Origin of the sequence: Shewanella vesiculosa (assembly GCF_009994065.1) — a bacterium.
Classification (GTDB): Bacteria; Pseudomonadota; Gammaproteobacteria; order Enterobacterales; family Shewanellaceae; genus Shewanella; species Shewanella vesiculosa.
Genome location: NZ_JAACSD010000007.1, coordinates 267709 through 291652, shown reverse-complemented (window position 1 = coordinate 291652; position 23944 = coordinate 267709). Strand labels below are relative to the sequence as shown.

Sequence of the window (23944 nt, the reverse complement as noted above, 5' to 3'; positions counted from 1 at the left end):
CCATCTTAGGTGGTGTTAATGCACAGTAAGGGATCACTGGAGTAAATATGAAAATTGATTTGAATTTGTTTGTGGTGTTTGATGCAATCTATTGCGAAGGTAATATCACTAAAGCGGCATCGGTATTGAATCTATCCCAGCCAGCGGTGAGTCACTCGCTGGGTAAATTACGCACTCATTTTGATGATGCTTTATTTATCAGGCAAGGTAATGAAATGCGCCCGACTCCGGTGGCAAAGAATGTAATAGATGATGTGCGCGAAGCCTTGCACCAATTACAAGTATGTTTAGTGCAATCTAGACAGTTTGAGCCATTAACCTCACGCAAAAGCTTTTCATTATCCTTACACGGTTCTTTAGAACCTTACTATTTGCCAATATTGCAACAAAACTTATCGCTAGAGTCGCCAGCAATCAATTTAAGCAGTAATAAACGAGTAAGACGCACAGAACTTGAAAACAAACTGGCCAGTGGCGACATCGATTTGGCCATTGATACCTTAATCCCTGTCAGCAACAATATTATGCATACGCAATTAGAGTTAGATCAACTGGTTGTTATTGCACGTAAAAATCACCCTGCTATTACAGACGCACTCGATTTAGAGACTTATTTGCGCCTAGAGCATGTATTGGTGTCATCTCGCTCAACCGGGCCTAGTTTGGAAGATTTTGAACTGTCACGTATCGGTTTACATCGTAAAATATCCCTACGGTGTCAGCATGCGTTATCGGCGTGTAGAGTGATCTTAAATAACGACATGTTACTGACATTACCGAAAACGGCCGCAGCCATGTACGGTCAAATGCTTGATATCGCCATTTACCCCATGCCAGTTGAATTACCCGATATTGGGGTGCATTTATACTGGCATATTAATGTCGACAAAGAGCCAGCGAATAAATGGCTCAGAAACAAAATGATTATTGCGGCAACAAATACAAGAATCACACCTTAATCGAAATCCATAATGGGTAAAAAAACAGCTGCAACTATAAGCCGACTGACATATCCTGCTCAACATAGTAAACCGATAATATTATCCACTATGTCGAGCAGCTTAATCGCTACACAGGCATGCCCCTTGGGCCACTAACATCAAACATTATGAGAATAATGAGTCGAATTTTACGCGCTTAGGCCATCACTTTTATCGGTGTAAGGTGCTTCTGAGCATCCGAAAGCTGGTTATGTAAATGCGAAGTATCAGTGGCTTTAGCTAAAGACAATTAGGCTATGTTATCTAGACGTGGGATCGTTAAGTATTAATAAATAACAGCACAATAATTATGATACAAATTAGCCAGCGAAGAGTGAGATTAATGTAATCATCCTTGATTACATTTTACTATTAACAATTATCAATCCATTCAATAATATCGACATCTTCTATCAGGGTTTTTAGATTGCTTTTTGCAAATTCATCAAGTTGACCAGACAAAAATACTTTCACTACATACATAATGAGCCCCAACTTTTGGTCTGTTAAGCCTTTTGCGGCAAAGTCAGGCTTGTCTTGCATTAAAATGATTTGACATAATTCCAGCGGGTAGCCCCATAGCGTCAATATATACACAGTTAACGAGGTTGCTTCATCGAGTATCATTTTATTATCATCGGCATCGATATTAATAAATTCATTTGCTTCAGCAATAAACACTAAACGACCAATGCCACTGAGTAACGAAGCAATAAACACATTATCAAGTTGAACGGCTTTAAAGCCCAATGACTGGCTTAACTGGCGGCTAAGTTTTGAATAATTAAAAGCCCACTCATTAACCTTTTTGTGAATTTCTATGGGTAATTTTGGCGCAATACAATTATTGACAAGCATAGATATTACAATGGTTTCTGTCATTTTAAGACCTAATCTTTTGATGGCCTCTTCTAACGAAACTGTTTTACTGTGGTAGCCTAAAAAAGCCGAATTTGCGATTTGAATAATTTTTGCCGCAATAAACGCTTCTTGCTTAATAAGATCTGCAGTTTGTCCAATATCAACATCATCAATGGCAAATAATGTTCTTAACTGCGCAGCGATTTCGGGTAACGGAAAAAAATAGCCAATTCGACCTAATTTGTTACGCATTTCTAAACTAAAATTAAGCGAATCGAGGCGTTCCAAACAAAAGAACACATCTTCTAAATCAGCTGCTGCAAAGGGTTTTTTTAGTACAAAATGCGACACTTCACTAACTTTTGAGACCACATCTTCGGCGGTATCGCCAGTGAGTAATACCCTTACTGATGAGGGAATAATCGCAGCTATTTCTTCAAGAAGCTCATCGCCATTTTTTTCAGGCATAAGGTAATCGCAAAATATTGCATCGGGCAACACGCCATGAGGTAATGCATCTTGCCAACTTAGGGCATCTTCACAAATATAAAAGTCCCAGTTTGGCTTAGCTCGTCGAGCGGTGCGTTGCAGTGCTTTAAGCATAAACATATCATCATCGATGAACAGCACAGATAATTTTTTCATATTCCCCCCATTACCGCAGCAATTGATGCGTCGGCATTGGCAATCAACCGAGTAAAACTGTCTTCATCTTGAGGACGAGCAATAAAGTAGCCTTGAATGACATCACAGTTAAGTTTTTCAAGGATCAACATTTGCTCAATGTGCTCTACCCCCTCCACAACAACTTTCATGCCTAAGTCGTGGGCCATTCGAGTGATATTACCGACCATGCTTTGAGTATTTAAATTGTCTGAGATATCAATAATTAGCGACCGATCAATTTTCAACACATCAATAGGCAGTTTTGAAAGATAAGATAAGGATGAGTAACCAGTACCAAAATCATCAATGGCAATACTGATACCGGCATTTTTTAATCGAGTTAATTTTTCTGCACTTTCTTCAATATTATCAACTAACCATGACTCGGTAAGTTCAAATTCCAGAGTCGACATATCAATATCAAATCCTGCTAATAATGCTTCCACTCTGGGAATAAAATCGGCATGGGATAGCTGTTTCCCCGATATATTTATTGCGACTTTATCGAGTTTGATACCTTTTTGGGTCCAATTTGATATTGCCATGCACGCAGCATGAATGACCCAATAACCTAGCTCTATAATTTGCCCTTCTCGCTCTGCTATCGGAATAAACACCACAGGGGAAATATTGCCTAATTGTGGATGTTCCCAGCGAAGTAACACTTCACAGCTGGTAATTTTGCGCTGATTTAAATCAAACTTAGGCTGAAAATGCAAATAGAGTTGTTGATTGTCGACCGCGTGGAATAAGGCTTTGCTGATAAACAGTTGCTTGCGTTTTTGCTCAATAATTGCCGCATCATAGCGCATAAAGAAATGCGAATGACCCGTTCTGTGTAAACGATTAGAGATTAACGCATTGCTGAGTAATTGGGCTGCATTATCACCATCTTCTCTGGCGATACAATACGTGACGACCAGTTCAACTCTGACTGATTTATCTGAATAGCTAGTATGACTAAAGGGGGCGATAAAATCAGTGAGTTGTTTGTGCAAATCATGCTCGTTGGTAAAATTATCCATGAGCAACACAAAATGTTCATTAGTCAAAAAAGCTAACGCTGAGGAAGATATTTTAGACTGAGTAAATAAGGTTAACGCAATATCATCAAATAACTTTTCAGTCGCCACCGGGCCAATTATCTCAGTCCAATAACTGTAATTTTTAAGGTGGATGGCCACCATCGCAAATGGCTTGACGGTCTCGAGCAGTGAATCAGCTAAATTAACGATTTCGTTTTGATCTAAAAATGAGGCTAATTGTTTCTATATGGCAATGCACCATCATTTTTATTCATAAATTGCAGTTCAAAAAAGCGCGATTTATCTGTCGTTTTCTTCAACACGAGTTCGACATTTTTGCCAGTGGTTGCCTTTAGCACCACGTTATCAATATTGCTACTAAATAGCGTTAACAGACATTCATAGGAGCAAAATGGAAACACATCGGCGATTAAAATACTGCTGGAATCTAGATTAAATATTTGCTTGGCAACACCATTAACTCTGCCGATCTGGCCGTTAGGATAAAGTTCAATCAGGGCTTCTGCGCTATTGGCCATTAATTGATTGACTTCATTTTCGTCAAAGTGTTTGTTGTAAGCAATAAAAGCGGCTTCAACCTCGGAATAAAGAAGCGTTTCATCCCAGGGTTTTTGTAAAAAACGAAACACAGTACCAGAATTAAGTAACGCTAATACTGAACTAAAATCAGTAAAACCACTGAGGATCATGCACAGACTTGTAGGATATTGCGCTTTTATGGCCGCCAATAATTGCGAGCCGTTCATTACTGGCATTCTAAAATCAGAAATAATCACCTGACAATGTTCTTGAGCCATGATGTTGAGCGCGTCATAACCAGTGGTTGCAGTAAATACCCGATAGCCTGCACGAGCAAACAATCGTTTTAATGCCCGTAAAATAGCCTCTTCATCATCAACAATCAAAAGCTTATTCGTCATATTTCTACCAGTTAATTAAAAAATTTATCTACCGCTGAACGCAATTGCTCATTATCGAATGGTTTTGGTAATACGGCATCTGCGCCTAGATCTAATGCTTTTTGCAATTCAATTTCAGATAACCCTGACACCACTAAAATTTTTAAATGGTTTAGCTCTGGTTGTTGGCGGATAAACTGCAGAACTTCAAAACCGTCTAATCCAGGCATAGATAAATCGAGTGTAACACGGTCAGGTTTATCGCTAAGCACTTTAACCCCAGCCTGAAATCCATCAGATGCAAATGAAAATTCATAGCCGCTGGGTATCAATACGCGGCGGATCGCATTTCTAATTTCAATTTCATCGTCAATAATTAAAATGCGCTTGGGCTGTTCTTTCACTGAATCAATTTGGTTAGAGTGACTTAATAACTCCTCAGGCATAGGCATTTTTTGGGTTTGCAAAAACATAATAAAATCGTCTAGTAATACACGATAATTACCTCGACCTGGTAGCTTATGTCCTTTTAATCGCCCTTGAGCAATCCATCGACTTACGGTGCGCTGGTGTACATCGCAATATTGCGCAATGTCACTGGGTCGTAATGTCTTCATAGAATGTTATCCATCATATATCTTGATTAATTAACCGTTATAGCATAACTTAATCTAAGAGACAAATAAGACAAGCGAGAAATTAAGGACATTATGAGCTCATTAGAAACATCAATGCCTATTATTTTGTGTGTCGACGACGAGACCAGCATCTTGAAGTCGCTGCAACGTTTATTTATGTCTTCAAAAGTGAAGCTATTACTGTCATCAAGTGGCCAACAAGCGCTTGAAATTATGCAAACAGAAAAAGTTAATATCATTATTTCAGATATGCGCATGCCTAATATGACAGGTGCTGAATTCCTTGCACAAGCGGCAGTACTTCAACCGGATGCTTATCGTATTTTAATGACTGGATATTCTGATATTCAATCAACCGTTAGTGCGATTAATGTGGGTAAAATTCATCGTTATATTCAAAAACCTTGGGATAACGCAGAGCTACTTGCTCAAGTTCATGAAGGCTTAGAAATCTATCGGCTCGTAGAAGCTAACAAGTTGCTGACAAAAAAAATTACTCTGCAGAACAAGCAACTAAAACAATTAAACAATAACTTAGAAGAGATGGTTCAGCAACGAACTACCCAATTGAAAAAGACATTATATCAATACAAACTGTTGGCCAGTACACGTGGTAATGAGCAAAAAGCCACACTTGAAGTTCTTTATAATTTGATCAGTATTAACCCTGCATTAAATGGCAAGTTTGCACTGCAAGTGAGTGAAACATGTGGTCACATAGCCACTGCATTAAAGATGAATAAAGCTCATGTCGAGTTAATTAGTAAAGCAGGTCTATACTGTGAACTGGGTAAACTAGGCTTGCCTGCACATTGTCTTACTGGCCCCTACGACCAACTCAGTAGTGCAGCCCAAAAACGCTTTTTCCAACACCCGCAATTGGCAGAAGAAATGCTGGCACCAGCGGTTCACCTATCGACGATTAGTGAGATCATTGGCAGTCAATATGAGCACTATAATGGTACGGGTGAACCGTTACAAAAAGTGGCACAAAACATTCATATTGGGGCTCGAATATTAGCCGTTGCAAGAGACTTTTGGTTAGCGTTATTTGAACAACAAAATGCAAAAGACCATACTAAAGACCTCACCAAAGAAGAAATATATAAACACATAAAACTACAGCAAGGTAACGTGTATGACCCCAAAGTCGTCAATGTGCTAGGGCAAATCATTACCGCTTACCAGGACCAAGAAACGATTAACCATTCAGATGCGCAATTACATGATGGTCTGCTTATTGAACAAATCACCGAAGGTATGCGCTTAACTCAAAATTTATACAATCGTAAACACATGTTGTTATTGCCTAAAGGCCATGTGTTTTGCGAGAAAACACTGCAGAACTTATACCGCTATCAGACAAAAAATAACGAAAAATTGCTCATCAAAGCAGAGCGAGTTGAACAAACAGATACCCAGGCAGAATAAAATATATGATCAACTCAACAACCAAATTGACAATAATATTTACCCGCACTTTTTACAGGTAATCGTGCCGATATGATGGATATTATTACCAGACTATTTTACTCAAAGTCGTTTTCATTAAGACGATTGTGGTTTTTTTGCACCACAACGCTGTTGGGATTTATCGCCAATGCTATGGCGATCGAACTGCCTATTGTCGTACCTTTTCTGATCGGTAACATTGCCTTTTCAATTATCCTCATTCGCTTAGGTTTTATCTGGTCTCTGTTGGCTCTTGCTATCGTCAGCGTTCCAATAGCAAGTAACATTGAATTATTTAACAGTATCTTGCAGCTGTTTTGCTTGATGTTATTAACATTAAATTTGAAACAACCTCTTTGGCGAGTAATGGGGGTTTATACTGTCGCCATAGGCTTTATCTACCATCAATTTGCGTATCCCATTTTTACTGAATCGCCAGCGTTATTAGTCAGTGCGACACTGTTAAACGGTTGTATTTTTATTTTATGCACCAAAACGGCGTTAATGCTAAATGCCATTACAATCACCCCAAAAAATCAAAAAAATCAAAGCTTAAAGCTGCAGTTAAGCCATCGAATTGGTTTGTATAGCGCCGTACCCTGCACGATTTTAATCGCATTTATTTTACAAGGTGCTATCAGTCTCCACATATCATCCGTTCTGCAGTATTACGATAATGAACAAAGTAAATTTATTAATGAAATTCAACGTCATATCGAACGGTATATCGGCAATACAGAACTTATCGCCAGTTTAGGACATGACAATATTGACCAAAACACATTACGTAAGTTAACTGAACAACAAGCAGAACTGATATCTGCACTGGTCACCGATAAGAATGGCCTTATTTCACTATTTTATAAAGCCGACTTACCTAACAGTAAAATGCAAAAGACATCGGTTGCCGACCGGAGTTATTTCAGTAAACCTAAGGAACTGAGCAAAAGCTATGTCAGTGAGACCTTTCAGGGAAGAGGACTGGGTGAAGATCGATTATTTGCGGTCAGCGCACCGCTTTTCCAAAATGGCACATTTGATGGGGTAGTCGAGATCTCTGTCAATCTTAAAACGTTAACCAATACCTTTAAGTCTTCAGATGATATGGATTCTAACCGTATTTTACTCGACAGAGACTCGAAGAAAATTTGGGGTAGCGATACCTTAGGACAGTTAGGTCGTGTCTGGACAGAACGGCCATTAATGACATCTTTCACAAGCTCTGTATTTGGACAGCATATATTCAATAAAGTTGAACCAATTGCCTTCACATCAGACGGTCGTTATATCGTTATACGAAAACACCTAGACGAATTGAATTGGACAGCGCTGTACTATTTAGACACCCGCTCATTTGTGATTCGCTATTTTATTTATCTATCGATTGCGATGATATCAGTGTTGTTATTGCTGCAATACATCACAGTGTTGTCTGGGCGATTAATTCATCAGTACACCAATACATTAGAACAAATTACCCGCCACACTCATCGCTGGCGATCTGATAATCCTAATACACAGCCTCTGACATTTACCACCACAGCACTTGAGTTTGAAGTATTGTCTGAAAGTATTAATGGTTTGCAAAAGCGAGTAATCGATTCTCGCAAAGCTATGCACAAATCAATGGCAGAAGTGAGCACTCTCAATAATGAATTAGAAGCAAGAGTAAAAGACAGAACTCAGCAACTGGAACAAGAACGTGATAAAGCAAAACTGCTCGCAGAAATTAAAACCCGGTTTCTAGCAAACATGAGTCACGAGATCCGCACACCGATTACTATTATTAAGGGTTTTACTGAAGAACTGCTTAGTGAAGCGACGGGCGATACCTACCGCACGCTTAATCGTATAAATCAAAATACTCTGCACTTACAAAATGTAATTGATGATATTCTCGATACAGCTAAAATTGAGCAAGGCAAAATGCGCATCGCATTAGAATCGATTAATCTTGCCCATTTTATGACTGACTTTATCGATAGCACGGCACAAATGGCGCACAAAAAGGGCTTGTCTATTGACTATGATGTCAGTGACATTGCTGACGTTCATATCATGGCCGACCCTTTCCGATTACAACAAATATTACTTAATTTACTCAGTAACGCGGTAAAGTTTACCGCCACAGGATCGATTACCCTTAAAGCTGAAAAAACAACAGCGCAAAGCTGTAGCATCAAAGTAATAGATCAAGGTATTGGCATTAGCAAACAGCAACAGTCCACCCTGTTTGAGGCATTTACCCAAGCCAATTCCAGCACGAGTCGAGATTATGGCGGTACAGGACTTGGCTTGTATATTAGCAAACAACTTGCTGATGCAATGGACATATCACTCACGGTAACCAGCGAGATTGGTCAAGGGTCGACTTTCATGCTGAGTTTTAACACCCACAGCGCTTTGCAAAAACCAATAAAAGACTCGACTGTAATAGCAACTGAATTGCCTACCAGTGCAAGTCATGGTAGAAAATTGCTCATTGTTGATGATGTCGAAGACATTCGCATCTTAGTGGCTGCTTACGTTAAGTCACTTAATATGGATTTATTGTTTGCGGAGAATGGTCAACAAGCCTTGGATATTGCCCTCAAACATCGCCCAGATATCATTATTATGGATCAGCAAATGCCAATAATGGATGGCTTGAGCGCGGGTCAAGCAATGAGACGTCATGGGTTTGAATCGGTGATTATTTCACTGAGTGCAGATGTGTTTGAACAGCACCCTGTAACCGACACCGTATCACCTTTTAACGCAACGCTTTGCAAGCCTATTGATAAAACACAACTGTTAAATACCATACAATTTTGTTTATCAAAACATGATATAACACTGCCTAATGAAGATATTACTAGTATGAGTGCACAACAAGAGATGGACGGATTCGACGAGTTACGACAGGACTACTTGGAAAGTTTACGCGCCATACCTGACGAGTTAAACCTGCTTGCTGCAACCTCAGAGCATAAACAAGTTGTCATGCTATTTCATAAAATTAAGGGAACCAGTGCGTGCTTAGGGTTACATGATGTGAGTGCAACAGCACAACAGGCAGAAGCCGCGCTAAGGGATGGGGGCAATCTTAATCAAGTGTGTAATGAGTTTAATGCGCGCTTAACGCAATTGTTCTCTTGTTCAGATCGCTTACTATGATGGTGTTTCAAGGTCACTAGGCGTTAATAATGGCAGGGTTATTATAAAGGTGGTGCCCACATCAAGCTCGGAGCTTACCACAATACTACCTTTGTGTTTTTGCACGATACTATAAGACAATGACAATCCCAAGCCGGTTCCCTGACCTACAGGTTTTGTGGTGTAAAATGGTTCAAAAATTTTACGCTGTGCCGATTCACTTATGCCACAACCGGTATCTTTTATTTCAATAACCAATGCTGTGCTGCTCGCCGATACCTTAATGTAAATGTGCCCTTTACCATCAATAGCCTGTGCTGAATTGACAATTAAATTCAAAAACACCTGGTTTAACTGCATTGGTTGGCAAAATAATGCCGGTAATGGCTGCTGAAATTCGCGATGGACTTCAACATTATATTTAAGCTGACTGTTGGCAATTTTTAACGTATTTTCAATACCTTCAATAATATTAGCATGCTGCCATTCACTACTGTCGACATGTGAAAACACTTTAAGATTTTTTATAATATCAGTGACGCGATCTATTCCGGTAATCGACTCATTAATTAATTCAGGCATGTCTTCACGTAAAAACGAATATTGACTGCGATCTTGCATTTCTTGCTGCAAAGCCATAAAGGTTTTGTTTTGGGTTTTATTCACCACTTTTTCATAAAAGCTGATCAAATTTAATAGCTTAGTTGAATAATCTTGTAGGCTTTGTAAATTAGAATGAATAAAACCAATAGGATTGTTTATCTCATGAGCGACGCCCGCAGCCAACTGCCCAATGGCGGCCATTTTGTCTGCTTGTAATAACTGATTCTGCGCGGCTTCTAGTTTAGTGTTTAGCGCCAGTAATGCTGAGTGTTCTTGTGCTAACTCTTCAGAAAGTTGTTTCTTTCCCTGGTAATAACTCGCCAACTCAGTGACGTCTTGTACTATCATGCATACGGTTTTAACCACATTATTGCTAACGTGTAACGGTATAAACTCAATGTTTTGGTACATTAATGTTTCTTCGCCTGTGATTGGGCGGCTACTACTGAATAAAAATACGTGTGGTCTGTGTTCCCAATATGAAAAACTAGCATTGTTCAATACAAATACACTGTTGATCTTTTTCTTTAAATATTTTGCTTCATTTGGGAAAAGAGTCAGCAAATTTTGCCCTTTTACTTGGTCACAACTGATGTTCAGCCGATCAGCAAAAAAGTCATTCCAGTACTCTATTTCTAATTGCTCATTAAGAACACATACCCCTAAAGGCAATTTTGCAGTCAGATTCTCTAATACTGCGAGGGTCGTCATCGTTACTCCAACAAGCTATTTAATCGACTTAATAACGTCGAAATTGACTCTGCTTCTAAACAAATAACAATTTTTGAATCAAAATGACTGGACTCTACTTTAAATTCAACTTCCATGAGTAAAGTGTGAGCCCAACGATAGTGTTCTGGCGACAGTTTTTCCGGTTCAAATACTGTCGGCATGCTCAGCTTGGTGGTCAGTTCTAACTGCTCGGCAAAACCATTTAAACAGGCTCCAGCTAGAATATTTGACAGTTCAAGCAAAAGCTCTTCGCGGGTAATATCTGACAAAGGCAGCTCATAATCCATCAGCTCAGCAATGGCTTCACACCCCGCGTGCGATTGTAGCGAAACGACCTCACCCTTTACTGTGCCCAAAAAAGATTGCCGAGTATGCCACATGACATCGGAACTGATCATATCGACAAATTCAGTGGGGGTAACAGATGAAATGAGTGGAATAGAAAGGGTAATTTTAGCGCCAATTAACCTCGCTAACGAATTGGCTGCTTGGCCCATTGAAATATTCATCAACTCCTGTAATGCATCACGCTGCAGTTCACTTAATTGATAAATCATATCAACCCCACATCGATTAATGCTTGTGATAATTGCTCAGAGTTCAATGGTTTGTGTAAAAACCGAAACGCTCCAAGCTTGTCGACTAACTTTTTCGCTTCTGGCTGTATATCGGCACTAATCACAATGACGATAGTTTTCGTTTTATGCTCATTTAAGTAGCTGAGTACACCAAAGCCATCGAGTTCAGGCATAGTTAAGTCTAGGAAAAGAACGTCAGCTTTTCCAGCTTCAACGGCCTCAAGAGCTTCTTTACCGTTAGTGACCTCGGTTATTTCAATATCCCAATCCGCGGGTAAAGCGCGTCTAACGACTTTTCTTGACATCATCGAATCGTCGGCAATGGTTATAGGTATCGGCATTACAATCTCCACATTGTCTCATTTGTCCTCTAAACATTATGGTGACGACAACCTTGAATGTCAAAAACTATTAGTATTTATTTTAAACACTGGTTTTACGCTGCAATCATTGCCATACTCAGGGGACAAATAAGACAAGTTACACTCTGTACTTTATTTCACATAGACTAAAATTGAGAGGCGCTATGAAAGGCATTATCTTTAATGTGCTTGAAGAAATGATAGTTGAACAAGCTGGCATGGAGGTTTGGAACACATTACTTGAAAAACATACGCCACAAAATCGGGTTTATGTGTCTGCTAAAAACTACCCTGAAACGGAGCTATTTGCCATTGCAACCGATGTTGCTGTGCTGCTCAATGTTCCTCTGCAACAAGTAGTAAAAGCCTTTGGACAGTATTTGTTTTCAGGATTAGCCACTAGACATACTGGTGTAATGACACGTTTTTCAGGTTTCACTTCCTTGGTGATGGGTATTCATAATGTTATTCATGTTGAAGTGAATAAGCTTTACCATGAACCCGCTTTACCCACCATTAGTTGTGTATTAGTAAATAACCACAATATTGAACTAACTTATCATTCACCACGTAAATTATGTTTTTGTGCAGAAGGCCTTATCTTTGGCGCTGCAGAGTATTATCAACAAGCCATCGCCATTAAGCATGATGTCTGTATGCACCATGGTGATGAAAAATGTATTTTAAATATTGAGTTAATTAATGACTGATAAACCTGATCCATATTTAGCAGCCTATCAGCGAGAGAAAAAAGCACGTATTGAGGTCGAGCAGTTGCTCGAAGATTCCATACGTCAGTTATACGAAAGAAACGTATTACTTGAAAGCCAAATAGTGCAAATTAAAAATCAACAAAAATCACTTATACAGCAAGAGAAATTGGCATTATTAGGCACAATAGCGGCGGGCGTAGCTCACGAAATTAATAACCCGCTCGCGTTTGTCAGCAGTAACGTAACAACCTTAAATGCCTATGTTTCTGACTTGCTTAACGTGATACCGAAAGACAGCTTAAATGACGCTGACACTCGAAATATCAACTTTATAATGAGCGACTTACCTGAGCTGATTTCTGATACCGAACATGGGTTGGTACGCATAAAAGATATTGTTAAAAACCTATTATTTTTTGCGAGAACAGATGCTGATCAGTTATCTGAAGTCGATCTACTGCTAGCTGTTGAGATAGCGTTAAAGTTATTAGGACCGAAACTTAAAAATGTCCTTGTTACACAAAATCTACAACCAGTGCCAAAGATCATCTTTAACTCTGGTGAACTCAATCAAGTGCTCATTAATATTCTGGTTAACGCCATACAGGCATGCGAGTACATGACAAATCATACCTCAAAGATAGGTGTCGATCTGACTCAAGTTAATGATGAGATATTATTAAATGTTACCGATAATGGTTGTGGAATGTCAGAAGAGGTTCAGCAAAGAATATTTGATGCATTTTACACCACAAAACCCGTCGGGACTGGAACGGGTATCGGTATGTCAATAGTGCTACAAATACTCGAGCAACATGACGCCAAGATTGTCGTAAAGTCTGAATTAAATAAAGGCACAAGTATTCAAATTTACTTTCCTATATCCACATCCATGTAGATATTTATCATTAAAATAAAATGGTTAACTAATTTGTTTATTGAAAAAATCTAATGTTCGCTGCCACGCAAGCTCTGCATTGGCTTCATCATAACGGCCGGTAGAGTCGTTATGAAATCCGTGGTTGGCTTTGTTATACATGTGCATTTGATATGGCACATTAACGGCTTTTAAATCCTCCTCATATTCTGGCCATGTTGCGTTCACTCTTTCATCTAATTCAGCTAACTGAATCAGTAAAGGGGCTTTGATGTTTTTTCTAAGTGCTTTAGCCGCTGGTGTGCCATAAAAAGGCACCCCAGCTTGAATTAAATTAGCCTCCACGGCGGCAAGATAATTCACAATATAACCACCAAAACAAAAGCCGACCGCGCCCAGCTTGCCATTACTTTGCTGATGGCCTTTCAAAAACTTTGCCGCGGCAACAAAGTCTTGCTCAATTTTGCTTCGGTCTAATGATTGCTGCATTGCCCGACCTTCATCGTCATTGCCAGGATAACCGCCGAGTGAAAAAAGCGCATCAGGCGCAAAAGCAATAAAACCCGCTTTCGCTAAACGGCGAGCAACATCTTCAATATATGGATTTAAACCACGATTTTCATGAACCACTAATAACACCGGCAATAAAGCGGTTTTATTGGTGGGCTCAACTAAATAGCCCTGACCTTTGCCATAACCTAAAGGCGAATCAAATTGGGTATAAGTGGCTTTAATGTCGGCATCATTAAATGACACTTGCTCAGCTAAGGCATAATTAGGCAGTAACGCTGAGGTCAGAACACTCATTGAATAACCTAACGCCACTAACGAGCCTAATTTAGTCATAAAGGTACGTCGGTCCATGCCACCATGAGCATAGGCGTCATACCAATCAAAGGCTTCTTGCGGAATATTATCGACGGATTTGTGCTGCATAAGTTCCCTCTTCTGATCAAGTGTCATTACGGTAATTGATGGTTATTGATATTAATAGATAACAGTTAATGTTAGCTGAAGATGATTAATTAATCACCGGCAGCGCAATTGATACGCTTAGCCATCGGCTTAAGTTCAATTGATTTGGTACGCCTAATTATTGCAATGAGTCAAGGTTGAGCTGGCTGATATCGCTGACGGGTAAGAGATGGATTCTCACCAAATAATTGGGTGTAATCTTTAGTAAATTGCCCTGGATGCCAAAAACCCCAGTTTGCCGCAATCACTGAAATAGGATGGTGTAGATCAGGCTGTTTAAGCTCTCGCCTAACATTATTCAAACGGGTTAATCGTAAAAAACGCAATGGATTAATGCCTAAAATACTCTCAAAACTATACTGCAGGGTGCGGCGGCTAACAAAAGTAAGCTCACAAAGCTGGGTGATGGTTACGGCCTGTTGCGGATGGTCATCGATAAAAGCTTTAACTTTTTCAACGACGGCTAAACGATGTTGATAACTGGGGGCCACCGTTTGTGTTGATGCTGGTTGGCTTAATAAATTCAGTGCTAAGGTGCTTAACATGTCTTGCTGTAGATCGGTGCGCAAGCCTAATTCACTGTGGTTAATCAGCTTTTCAATCATCAAACGAGTTTGATTTAGTAAAATTGGATTGCAATCAATCCGTTCCGCCCCTCGTGTTGATAAGTTCTTCAACGACAGCCCTTGTATTTCAGCCATGGAATATAAGCTGTGTTGATTAAGCACCACACCATAAATAGTAAATTGCTCAGGGGTGATTAACTCAAAATCATAGTCACTGCTTCGACACATCAACTGATGAGTATCAAGCTGTAAACCATTTATTTTACTTTGCTCAGAACGACATGGAATGCCCAACCAAATAGAATTAGGCGCAATGTTGCACTGCTGCCTTAATGCTCGTTGAGTAAATTCTTTGAATAAATGCATGTCTGGATAATCCAGGCCCTCAATACAACCATAAAAACTGCCGTTACTGACCTGATCATAAACTTGCTGCCATTGGGTTAAATTATGCGCTTGCTCATCGATGTCATTGGTTTGCACCACGCTCTTTTTTGGTGCGCGCTGATTAAAATGGTGCTCCATCTGTCATCTCCTAGCGTTAAAGATTGATTAACCCCACCTTATTATCTTGATTAAATCCATTTTATCTTTCTGATATAAAACATAAAAAATGACTTTGCCGAAACTTGATAGCCACTTGGTACGAATTAAGCTGGTATTGAATTAATTAAATGAGTTGATTAACGATTACAGCAGCAAAACCTGTACCAAGGTTTGATCGTTGACGGTGAGGTAATAAATGAGCCATTCGTATCGCTACACTCTAGGTAGCCAAACATATCAATTTAAAGACTTGGCCCAGCTAATGGCCAAAGCAACGCCGCAACGCTCGGGGGATCGCTTAGCGGGCGTAATTGCCTTATCAGCCAAAGAACGAGCCGTTGCCCAAATGACACTCGCTGATGTGCCCTTAAAAAAGTTTCTTAATGACGCTCTCATACCCTATGAAAAAGATGAAGTGACCCGCTTAATCATTGATGAACATGACACCCAGGCATTTGCTTATATTAGCCATTTAACCGTTGGTGATTTTCGTAATTGGCTGTTAAGTGACTACGCCACACCGCAAGTATTAGCCGCAGTCAGAATGGGTATTACCCCAGAAATGGCTGCTGCAGTAAGTAAAATCATGCGTAATCAAGATCTTATTCTTGTAGCCAAAAAATGCCATGTCACTAGCGCTTTTAGAAATACCATAGGCTTACCCGGACACTTATCGACCCGCTTACAACCTAACCACCCAACCGACGATGTTAATGGCATCGCGGCGTCAATACTTGATGGTTTGCTATATGGCAATGGTGATGCGGTTATCGGCATTAATCCTGCAACCGATAACGTTGCACAAGCGATTAAGCTAATGAAGTTAATGGATGATGTGATCCAAAAATATGACATTCCAACCCAAAGCTGCGTGCTCACCCATGTCACCAACACCATTGAATGTATTGAAGCAGGTGCCCCGGTCGATTTGGTGTTTCAATCGATTGGCGGAACTGAAGCAACCAACTCCAGTTTCGGATTTAACCTCAATACCTTAGCTGAAGCGCAAGATGCCGCATTAAGCCTACACAGGGGCACGGTTGGCAATAACGTGATGTATTTTGAAACAGGTCAAGGCAGCTCGTTGTCTGCTAATGCTCACCATGGGTTAGACCAACAAACCTGTGAAGCTAGGGCCTATGCCGTCGCGCGCAAGTTTTCACCATTACTGGTCAACACAGTAGTGGGCTTTATTGGTCCTGAATATTTATTTGATGGTAAAGAAATCACCCGCGCAGGGTTAGAGGATCATTTTTGCGGCAAATTATTAGGCGTGCCAATGGGCTGTGATGTTTGCTACACCAACCACGCTGAAGCTGACCAAAACGACATGGACAATCTGCTCACTTTATTAGGCGTTGCCGGTTGCTCGTTTGTGATGGGTATTCCTGGATCAGACGACATTATGCTTAATTATCAAACCACCTCATTTCATGATGCCTTGTATGTACGCCGAGTACTGGACGCGCATCCCGCGCCCGAGTTTGAACACTGGCTAACCAAAATGAACATCATGAAAAATAACACCGACTTTGTTTTATCGAGCACGCTACCCAGCGCATTTGCCAAACCGCTTTATGCTTTGCAAGGAGGCGCAAAATGAGCACGCCTGATGTAAAGCAATCTAATAATGCTGTCGATACTGGCATATCACATCAAGATAATGGCAAGGTGGTGGCCAATCCTTGGCGCGATCTGCGCCGCTTTACTGACGCCCGCATTGGTCTAGGTAGAGCAGGCATTAGTTTACCCACAGCAGAATTGTTAGCGTTTCAATTATCGCATGCACAAGCTCGCGACGCGGTAAATTTCCCTCTGGACATTGATGCACTCGCAGCGCAACTGGCCAGTATTCCTTTACTGGATAAGGTTAGCCCAATCAAGGTTCACAGTCAGGCAGATGATCGTATTACCTATTTGCAACGCCCTGATCTTGGCCGAAAACTGTCCCAAAGTGGTCGTAACAGCTTATTAAGCCACATGAATAGCCAAGGACCAACGACCCACAGCCAATACTATCTTGCCATTGTGGTGGTTGATGGTTTGTCATCACTGGCGGTGCAGCTTAATGCTCAAGCTTTTATCAACGAATTACTCACCCTACTCCAGCCGCAAATCACACAGTGGAAAATCGCGCCAATTACCTTGGTTGAACAAGGCCGAGTGGCCATAGGCGATGATATTGGCCAGCTGTTAAATGCCCAAGTGGTGATGGTGCTTATCGGCGAACGCCCGGGACTCAGCTCACCAGACAGCCTTGGGTTATATCTGACTTGGGCACCTAAAACAGGACTTAATGATGCCTGTCGAAATTGTATTTCTAACATTCGCCCTGCGGGGTTGCCTTATAAAGAGGCCGCTAAACGTGCGCTGTATTTATTAACCGAGGCCAAAAAACTCAAACTAACAGGAGTCAATTTAAAAGATCGCACTCAAGACGATGTGATTGAACACCAACAGCCAAGGCAAAATTTCTTAATCGCTGAATAACGGCGAATAAATTCAATATGTTAAATACTCATTCGAAATAAAAATTAAATACTACTGGAGAGTTAATTATGTCAGATAACAACAAAGAGTACCTTGCCAAAAGGCAACTAAAAGGCGGCACCGCCGGCTGGGTGTTGCTAGCAGGTTTGCTCGCCAAGCCATGGGCCCTGCTGGTGGTTACCTAACCGGACTAGCCGTATTAATTGAATATGCCCTCGCGCCTGCTGCAATCGTGATTTTTATTGGTTCTGCGGTGCAAGCATTACTCGGTTTTAATGGTCCTTGGGTTTATGCACTCTTCTATTTGGTGTTTGTGGGCATTCATCTCGCTGGTGTGGGTGAAGCACTTAAAGTGATGATGGTGATCAGTGGATTAGCTGTTATCGCTATTATTGCCACTGCAGTGGTGCTTATTGGCAACTTTGATGCAACCCGGCTTTATGATATTGCGGTTACTGATGCTGCAGGTGCCAGTGAGTTTTTACCCTTAGGTTGGTACGGTGTTTGGGCTGCACTGCCGTTTGCCATGTGGTTATTTTTAGCGGTTGAAGGCGTGCCGTTAGCCGCTGAAGAAGCCAAAGATCCAGCCAAAGATGTACCAAAAGGCATTATTGGCGCGATGATATTTTTATTGTTTACGGCCTTACTCGTGGTGGTATTAGTACCAGGTGCTGGCGGTGCAACGGCCATGGGAGCCAGCGCAGTGCCATTAGTTGATGCGCTCAATCTCACCGGCAATAATGGCTTAGCAACGATGGTTAATATTTTAGGTTTAGCAGGTTTAGTGGCCTCATTCTTCTCTATTATTTATGGTTATAGCCGGTTAGTGTTTGCGTTATCACGTGCGGGTTATATCCCCCGTTCATTATCGATTACCACCTCACGTAAAGTCCCCGCTCGCGCATTAATCGTACCTGCAATATTTGGCTTTTTGGCTTCATTAAGCGGCGAAGGTGATTTACTGCTAGCGATGGCAGTTGTTGGCGCAACAGTGTCTTATGCGTTAATGGCACTCAGTCATATTATATTACGTATCAAGCAGCCTGAGTTGATCCGTCCATACAAAACCCCTGGCGGCATTGTCACCTCAAGTATTGCGTTAGTCTTGTCTTTAATCGCATTAACAGGTGTGTATGCCTTCGATCCACGGGCATTCTTATTCACAATAGGCTTATTTGTGATTGGCGCTGCTTATTACTTTGGCTACAGCTCATCACGCTTGGTCGCCAAAAGTGCCGATGAAGAATTTGCCATGTTAGCCGCGGCAGAATCGGACTTATCGATAGCCAACTAATCGGTAGTTAACTTATCGATACTGTTATGTCGACATAAAGGATAAAGCGCGGAGCATAGATCACCGCGCTTTATCCTTAACAGTATATAAGGGTTAACGGAGCAACTGTGACAGTTTGAATCACCTATTGATGCCCTATTCTGAAGCCAGCAAGCCTTCCCACCCGCAGATACCATAACCCTGATACCTAAGCGAATGTGGCCATTTATCCCCAGGTCAAATCAATTGCACACAGATTAACCCATTTAGCGTAATCGTACTTTTAACCCGCTGGGTTAAGCGCATCTGCATATAAAGGCACAGATAGACAATATTAGCAGATTATAAATCGACAAATTAACCCTAACCTGTATAATCCGCGGCCTATTTACTTACATATACTCGCGTCTGTCTTATTCTCACACGGCTGTTTACTCGCCCTTTGTTGATAAATATTCAGTTAGTACACAGTTGGAACATTGCTTTGATTTCTACCGCTAATATCACCATGCAGTTTGGCCCTGAGCCATTATTTGAAAACATCTCGGCTCAATTTGGTCACGGTAACCGTTACGGTTTAATCGGCGCAAATGGCTGTGGTAAGTCTACGTTCATGAAAATCTTGAGTGGCGCCCTAGCCCCAACCTCAGGCAACGTGTCAATTACACCTGGCTTTAAAGTCGGCACCCTGAGCCAAGATCAGTTTGCCTTTGAGCAATACAGCGTAGTTGATGCTGTGATCATGGGCGATGTTGGCCTGTGGAAAGTGAAACAAGAACGTGACAGCATTTATGCTAAAGCTGAAATGACCGACGAAGACGGCATGCGAGTAGGCGATTTAGAAAGCCAGTTTGCAGAAATGGACGGCTACACTGCAGAAAGTCGCGCCGGCGAAATTCTGTTAGAAGCAGGCATTGAAGAGTCATTCCACTTTGGCTTAATGCAACAAGTTGCTCCAGGTTGGAAATTGCGCGTGCTACTGGCACAGGCTTTATTTGCTAACCCAGACATCTTGTTACTCGATGAGCCAACCAACAACTTGGATATTCATACCATTAGTTGGTTAGCCACCGAGCTAAACAAACGTAAATGCACCATGATCATCATTTCGCATGACAGACATTTCTTGAACTCTGTTTGCACCCACATGGCTGACATCGATTACGGCGAATTACGAGTTTATCCAGGTAACTACGAATACTTCTTGGCACAATCAGGCTTAATACGTGAACAACTATTAGCCGGTAATGCTAAGAAAAGTGCCGAGATTGACGAGCTACAAGACTTCGTTAACCGCTTTGGTGCCAACGCATCTAAAGCGAAACAAGCTAGCTCGCGTGCTAAAAAAATGGATAAAATTAAGCTTGATGACGTCAAATCATCTAGCCGCATTACCCCATCAATTCGCTTTACCGAAAGCAAGAAATTGCATCGCCAAGCATTGGTGCTAGAAGAATTGTCACACGGATTTGATGAAGTGTTATTCGAACACGGTGATCTTATTCTTGAAGCGGGTTCAAAACTGGCGATTATTGGTGAAAACGGTGTGGGTAAAACCACGCTACTTCGTTGTTTAGTTGATGAATTACAGCATAATCATGGCCGTATTAAATGGTCTGAAAATGCCGCGATTGGTTATTGTCCACAAGACAGTACCGCTGACTTTGATAATGACATGACTTTATTTGATTGGATGTCGCTATGGCGCACACCAAAACACAATGATTTGATGGTTCGCGGTATGTTAGGTCGTTTGTTATTCTCAGATGACGATGCCAACAAAAAAGTCCGCAACTGTTCAGGTGGAGAGAAAAACCGCCTATTATTCGGTAAGTTAATGATGATGGATATTAACGTACTGGTAATGGATGAGCCAACCAACCACATGGATATGGAAGCCATTGAAGCGTTAAATCAAGCCTTGAAATTATTTGAAGGCACATTGATATTTGTCAGCCATGACCGCGAATTTGTGTCATCTTTGGCAACACGTATTATTGATGTGAAAGACAAAAAATTGATTAACTTTCAAGGTACATTTGACGAATACCTTGCAAGCCAAGCGGAAGCAGAAGCCAGAGGCTAATCCCCTTGTGGAATACGTATTAGTCAATGCGCATGAATAGATAGATGGTTAGCATTAAGGTCTTCCTATTGCATTACATTGCAATCATGAAGACCTTTTTTGTTTCATTTATCCCCAAAAAATGAATACATTCGCATTCGCTAATCAATAGTAATCCGTTTCAGATACACGTAAAATCGGCTTATAAAATTTATAACTAACGACTTAACAAAGCGAAAATATCATGAATAGAAAAATCGAATTATTGGCGCCAGGTGGAGATGTCGATGCGATTAAAGCTGCGATTATAGCCGGTGCTAACGCCGTTTATTGTGGCTTAGATACCTTCAACGCCCGTAACCGAGCAGCCAACTTATCCTTCGATGACTTAATTGGTGTTATCGCACTTGCTCATCAATACCAATGTGAAGTGTTTCTCACCATGAATATCGTTATTCTTGAAAACGAAATTCCAACATTGGTTAAGTTGCTCAATCAATTGGTTAATACCGGCATCGACGGCATTATCGTGCAAGACCTAGGTCTGTTTAATTTAGTCAGCAAGTATTTCCCTAGCTTAGCCATTCACGCCTCAACCCAGCTGACAACCCACAATGAAGGTCAAATAGGCTTTTTAGCTAAAATTGGCGCCACACGCGTTAATTTATCCCGCGAGTTAAACCTTGGCGAAATAAAAAGCCTCACCACCCTCGCCCACGATCACGACGTGCTGACCGAAGTGTTTGTTCACGGTGCATTGTGTATTGCTTTCTCTGGCCAGTGCTATTCAAGCTCAGTCAGTGTCGGTAATTCGGGTAACCGTGGCCGTTGTAGCCAGGCCTGTCGTGACGAATACGAAATTACTGCCGCGGGCAATAAGTTTCCGCTCAATTTAAAAGACAACTCAGCCTATTTTGACTTACCTGAACTGGTCGATGCGGGTGTTGATTCACTTAAAATTGAAGGCCGTATTAAAGGCGCTCAATATGTCCACACAGTAGTGGACAGCTGGCGCAAGCAAATTGATAAATTTATCGATACCGGCAAGCTGCTAGCCGATGACTCTAATTTACACCGGGTATTTAATCGTGATTTTACCAACTCATTTTTAAAGGGTAATCTCACTAAAGACATGTTTATCGATAACCCGCGCGATAACAGTTTTAAGCATGCTAACGACAAAAGTAATGCAATATCTGTGGTGCAAATTCAAGAAGCACAACAAACATTGTCGTCTGAAAAAGACGCGATTGTGCAGCTAGTTGCAGAAAAAATTAATCACTTAAGTATTGCTAAACCAACACTGTCACTGGCATTTTCCGGTAAAGTGGCGCAGCCGTTATCAATAGCGGTTAGCACTCCAGAGCAACATTTTGTCATTAACTCGACACTGACCTTAACTAAAGCCACTGAATCTCGCGTTGATGAAGCGGCAATTGAAAAGCGCTTTAAAAGCTTAAAAAGCAGTGGCTACCAGTTACAAGCATTCAATTTTGACGGCTTAGATGCTGACTTAAGCCTGCCGTTTAGCCAATTAACCCAGCTTAAAAATGAATTACTGTTACAGCTAACTCAACGTGAATACATAGGCGCTGTAACCTTGCCTAAGTTACCTAAACACCCAAAAGTCACTGAAACGCCAACCCTGTCTTTGCTTATCAGCGATGAAAAAGACGTTAACTTGTGTGATGTTACCCAGGCCGATATCTACTTTAAGCTGCCAGAAAGCTTTAAGAAGAATGACAACAAGTACATCGACATATTCTTGCGTAACCCAAGACTCATCCCTTGGTTTCCAGCTGTGCTTATTGGCAAAGATTATATCGAAGCGGTAAGAGTGTTAGAAGTGGTTAAGCCTAAGCGTATTGTCACAAACAATACCGGTGTCGCGTTTAAAGCTTATGAAATGGGCATTGAGTGGATTGCTGGGCCATTTTTAAACACCACCAACTCTTATGCTTTACTTACCCTGCAAGAGCAGCTCAATTGCGCAGGCGCGTTTATCTCTAACGAGATTAACCGCAATCAAATTAAAAATATTGCCAGACCAGAAAACTTTAAACTGCTGTATAGCATTTATCACCCAATTTTGATGATGACCAGCAGACAATGTTTTTTCCAACAAACAGTGGGTTGTAATAAGCCCAGCATTGAAGATGGCTGTATGTTGAAATGCGAAAAAGCCACGACGATCACTAACGTAAAAGGCATATCGTTTGCGGTAGACAAGCAAAAAGGCGGCTACCCAAGTATTTACAACCACGAGCAGTTCTTAAACATCGAAGCGGTTGAAGACTTATCCTACTTGTTTGATGAATTCTTTATCGACTTAACCAATATTGGTTCTGGTTCAAAAGCTGAAATTGATAAAGTACAACTGGTTAATCACTTTGAAAACGTGCTTAAAGGTGTCACACAAGCCAAAATTGAGCTTAATCAGCTGGTCACCATTGCAACCAATGCTCAGTATCAGCAAGGCTTATAGTT

The 23944-nt window shown here is 41.0% G+C and carries 18 protein-coding genes and 1 pseudogene; 10 read left to right on the top strand and 9 right to left on the bottom strand.

The window, feature by feature from the left end:
• Window positions 1-47: 47 nt before the first annotated feature.
• The gene (locus tag GW828_RS09360) at window positions 48-959 is read left to right on the top strand and encodes a LysR family transcriptional regulator (RefSeq protein ID WP_182756316.1); all 912 of its coding nucleotides are present in this window, start codon (window positions 48-50) and stop codon (window positions 957-959) included.
• Between the two features lie 393 nt (window positions 960-1352).
• On the opposite strand, the gene GW828_RS09355 is transcribed toward GW828_RS09360, so the two are convergent.
• From GW828_RS09355 to GW828_RS09340, 4 genes are all read right to left on the bottom strand, one after another.
• On the bottom strand, window positions 1353-2486 hold the full coding sequence (locus GW828_RS09355) for an HDOD domain-containing protein (RefSeq protein WP_124014818.1): 1134 nt from the start codon (window positions 2484-2486) through the stop codon (window positions 1353-1355).
• Complete coding sequence (locus GW828_RS09350) at window positions 2483-3694, bottom strand: putative bifunctional diguanylate cyclase/phosphodiesterase (RefSeq protein ID WP_273058093.1); 1212 nt, start codon at window positions 3692-3694, stop codon at window positions 2483-2485. The genes GW828_RS09355 and GW828_RS09350 overlap by 4 nt, the downstream gene beginning before the upstream one ends.
• Before the next feature lie 71 nt (window positions 3695-3765).
• Entirely contained in the window at window positions 3766-4473 is a 708-nt protein-coding gene (locus GW828_RS09345) for an ATP-binding response regulator (protein ID WP_273058094.1), read from the bottom strand.
• 11 nt (window positions 4474-4484) lie between these two features.
• Window positions 4485-5069 (bottom strand): response regulator, encoded by a 585-nt coding sequence (locus tag GW828_RS09340; RefSeq protein WP_273058095.1) that lies wholly within the window; start codon window positions 5067-5069, stop codon window positions 4485-4487.
• A 93-nt stretch (window positions 5070-5162) separates the two neighbouring features.
• Between GW828_RS09340 and nosR the strand changes: the two genes are divergently transcribed.
• Complete coding sequence (nosR, locus tag GW828_RS09335) at window positions 5163-6521, top strand: response regulator c-di-GMP phosphodiesterase, NosR family (protein ID WP_273058096.1); 1359 nt, start codon at window positions 5163-5165, stop codon at window positions 6519-6521.
• 174 nt (window positions 6522-6695) lie between these two features.
• The gene (locus GW828_RS09330; RefSeq protein ID WP_273693541.1) at window positions 6696-9698 is read left to right on the top strand and encodes an ATP-binding protein; all 3003 of its coding nucleotides are present in this window, start codon (window positions 6696-6698) and stop codon (window positions 9696-9698) included.
• Here GW828_RS09330 and GW828_RS09325 read toward each other — a convergent pair.
• The 3 genes from GW828_RS09325 to GW828_RS09315 are packed head-to-tail and all read right to left on the bottom strand — an operon-like array spanning window position 9693 to window position 11931.
• Entirely contained in the window at window positions 9693-10991 is a 1299-nt protein-coding gene (locus tag GW828_RS09325) for an ATP-binding protein (protein WP_124014813.1), read from the bottom strand. The genes GW828_RS09330 and GW828_RS09325 overlap by 6 nt on opposite strands.
• A gap of 2 nt (window positions 10992-10993) precedes the next feature.
• Window positions 10994-11569 (bottom strand): chemotaxis protein CheC, encoded by a 576-nt coding sequence (locus GW828_RS09320; RefSeq protein WP_124014812.1) that lies wholly within the window; start codon window positions 11567-11569, stop codon window positions 10994-10996.
• Window positions 11566-11931, bottom strand: coding sequence for a response regulator (locus GW828_RS09315; RefSeq protein WP_273058098.1), 366 nt, complete (start codon window positions 11929-11931; stop codon window positions 11566-11568). The genes GW828_RS09320 and GW828_RS09315 overlap by 4 nt, the downstream gene beginning before the upstream one ends.
• Window positions 11932-12116: 185 nt before the next feature.
• Between GW828_RS09315 and GW828_RS09310 the strand changes: the two genes are divergently transcribed.
• The gene (locus GW828_RS09310) at window positions 12117-12662 is read left to right on the top strand and encodes a heme NO-binding domain-containing protein (RefSeq protein WP_273058099.1); all 546 of its coding nucleotides are present in this window, start codon (window positions 12117-12119) and stop codon (window positions 12660-12662) included.
• Complete coding sequence (locus tag GW828_RS09305; RefSeq protein ID WP_273058100.1) at window positions 12655-13563, top strand: sensor histidine kinase; 909 nt, start codon at window positions 12655-12657, stop codon at window positions 13561-13563. Before GW828_RS09310 ends, GW828_RS09305 begins: the two co-directional genes overlap by 8 nt.
• A gap of 24 nt (window positions 13564-13587) precedes the next feature.
• On the opposite strand, the gene GW828_RS09300 is transcribed toward GW828_RS09305, so the two are convergent.
• Window positions 13588-14478, bottom strand: coding sequence for a dienelactone hydrolase family protein (locus GW828_RS09300; protein WP_273058101.1), 891 nt, complete (start codon window positions 14476-14478; stop codon window positions 13588-13590).
• Between the two features lie 170 nt (window positions 14479-14648).
• Window positions 14649-15608, bottom strand: coding sequence for a helix-turn-helix domain-containing protein (locus GW828_RS09295; protein ID WP_124014807.1), 960 nt, complete (start codon window positions 15606-15608; stop codon window positions 14649-14651).
• A gap of 217 nt (window positions 15609-15825) precedes the next feature.
• On the opposite strand from GW828_RS09295, the gene GW828_RS09290 reads away from it, so the two are divergent.
• From GW828_RS09290 to GW828_RS09270, 5 genes and pseudogenes are all read left to right on the top strand, one after another.
• On the top strand, window positions 15826-17232 hold the full coding sequence (locus GW828_RS09290; RefSeq protein WP_273058102.1) for an ethanolamine ammonia-lyase subunit EutB: 1407 nt from the start codon (window positions 15826-15828) through the stop codon (window positions 17230-17232).
• Window positions 17229-18119, top strand: a complete 891-nt coding sequence (eutC, locus tag GW828_RS09285) for an ethanolamine ammonia-lyase subunit EutC (protein ID WP_273058103.1) — start codon at window positions 17229-17231, stop codon at window positions 18117-18119. Before GW828_RS09290 ends, eutC begins: the two co-directional genes overlap by 4 nt.
• Window positions 18120-18187: 68 nt before the next feature.
• Window positions 18188-19413: pseudogene (locus GW828_RS09280) on the top strand (amino acid permease).
• A 463-nt stretch (window positions 19414-19876) separates the two neighbouring features.
• Window positions 19877-21478 carry an ABC-F family ATPase gene (locus GW828_RS09275; protein ID WP_124014803.1) on the top strand — a complete coding sequence of 534 codons (1602 nt, stop codon included), beginning with the start codon at window positions 19877-19879 and terminating at the stop codon, window positions 21476-21478.
• A 223-nt stretch (window positions 21479-21701) separates the two neighbouring features.
• On the top strand, window positions 21702-23942 hold the full coding sequence (locus GW828_RS09270; protein ID WP_273058104.1) for a peptidase U32 family protein: 2241 nt from the start codon (window positions 21702-21704) through the stop codon (window positions 23940-23942).
• Window positions 23943-23944: the final 2 nt, after the last annotated feature.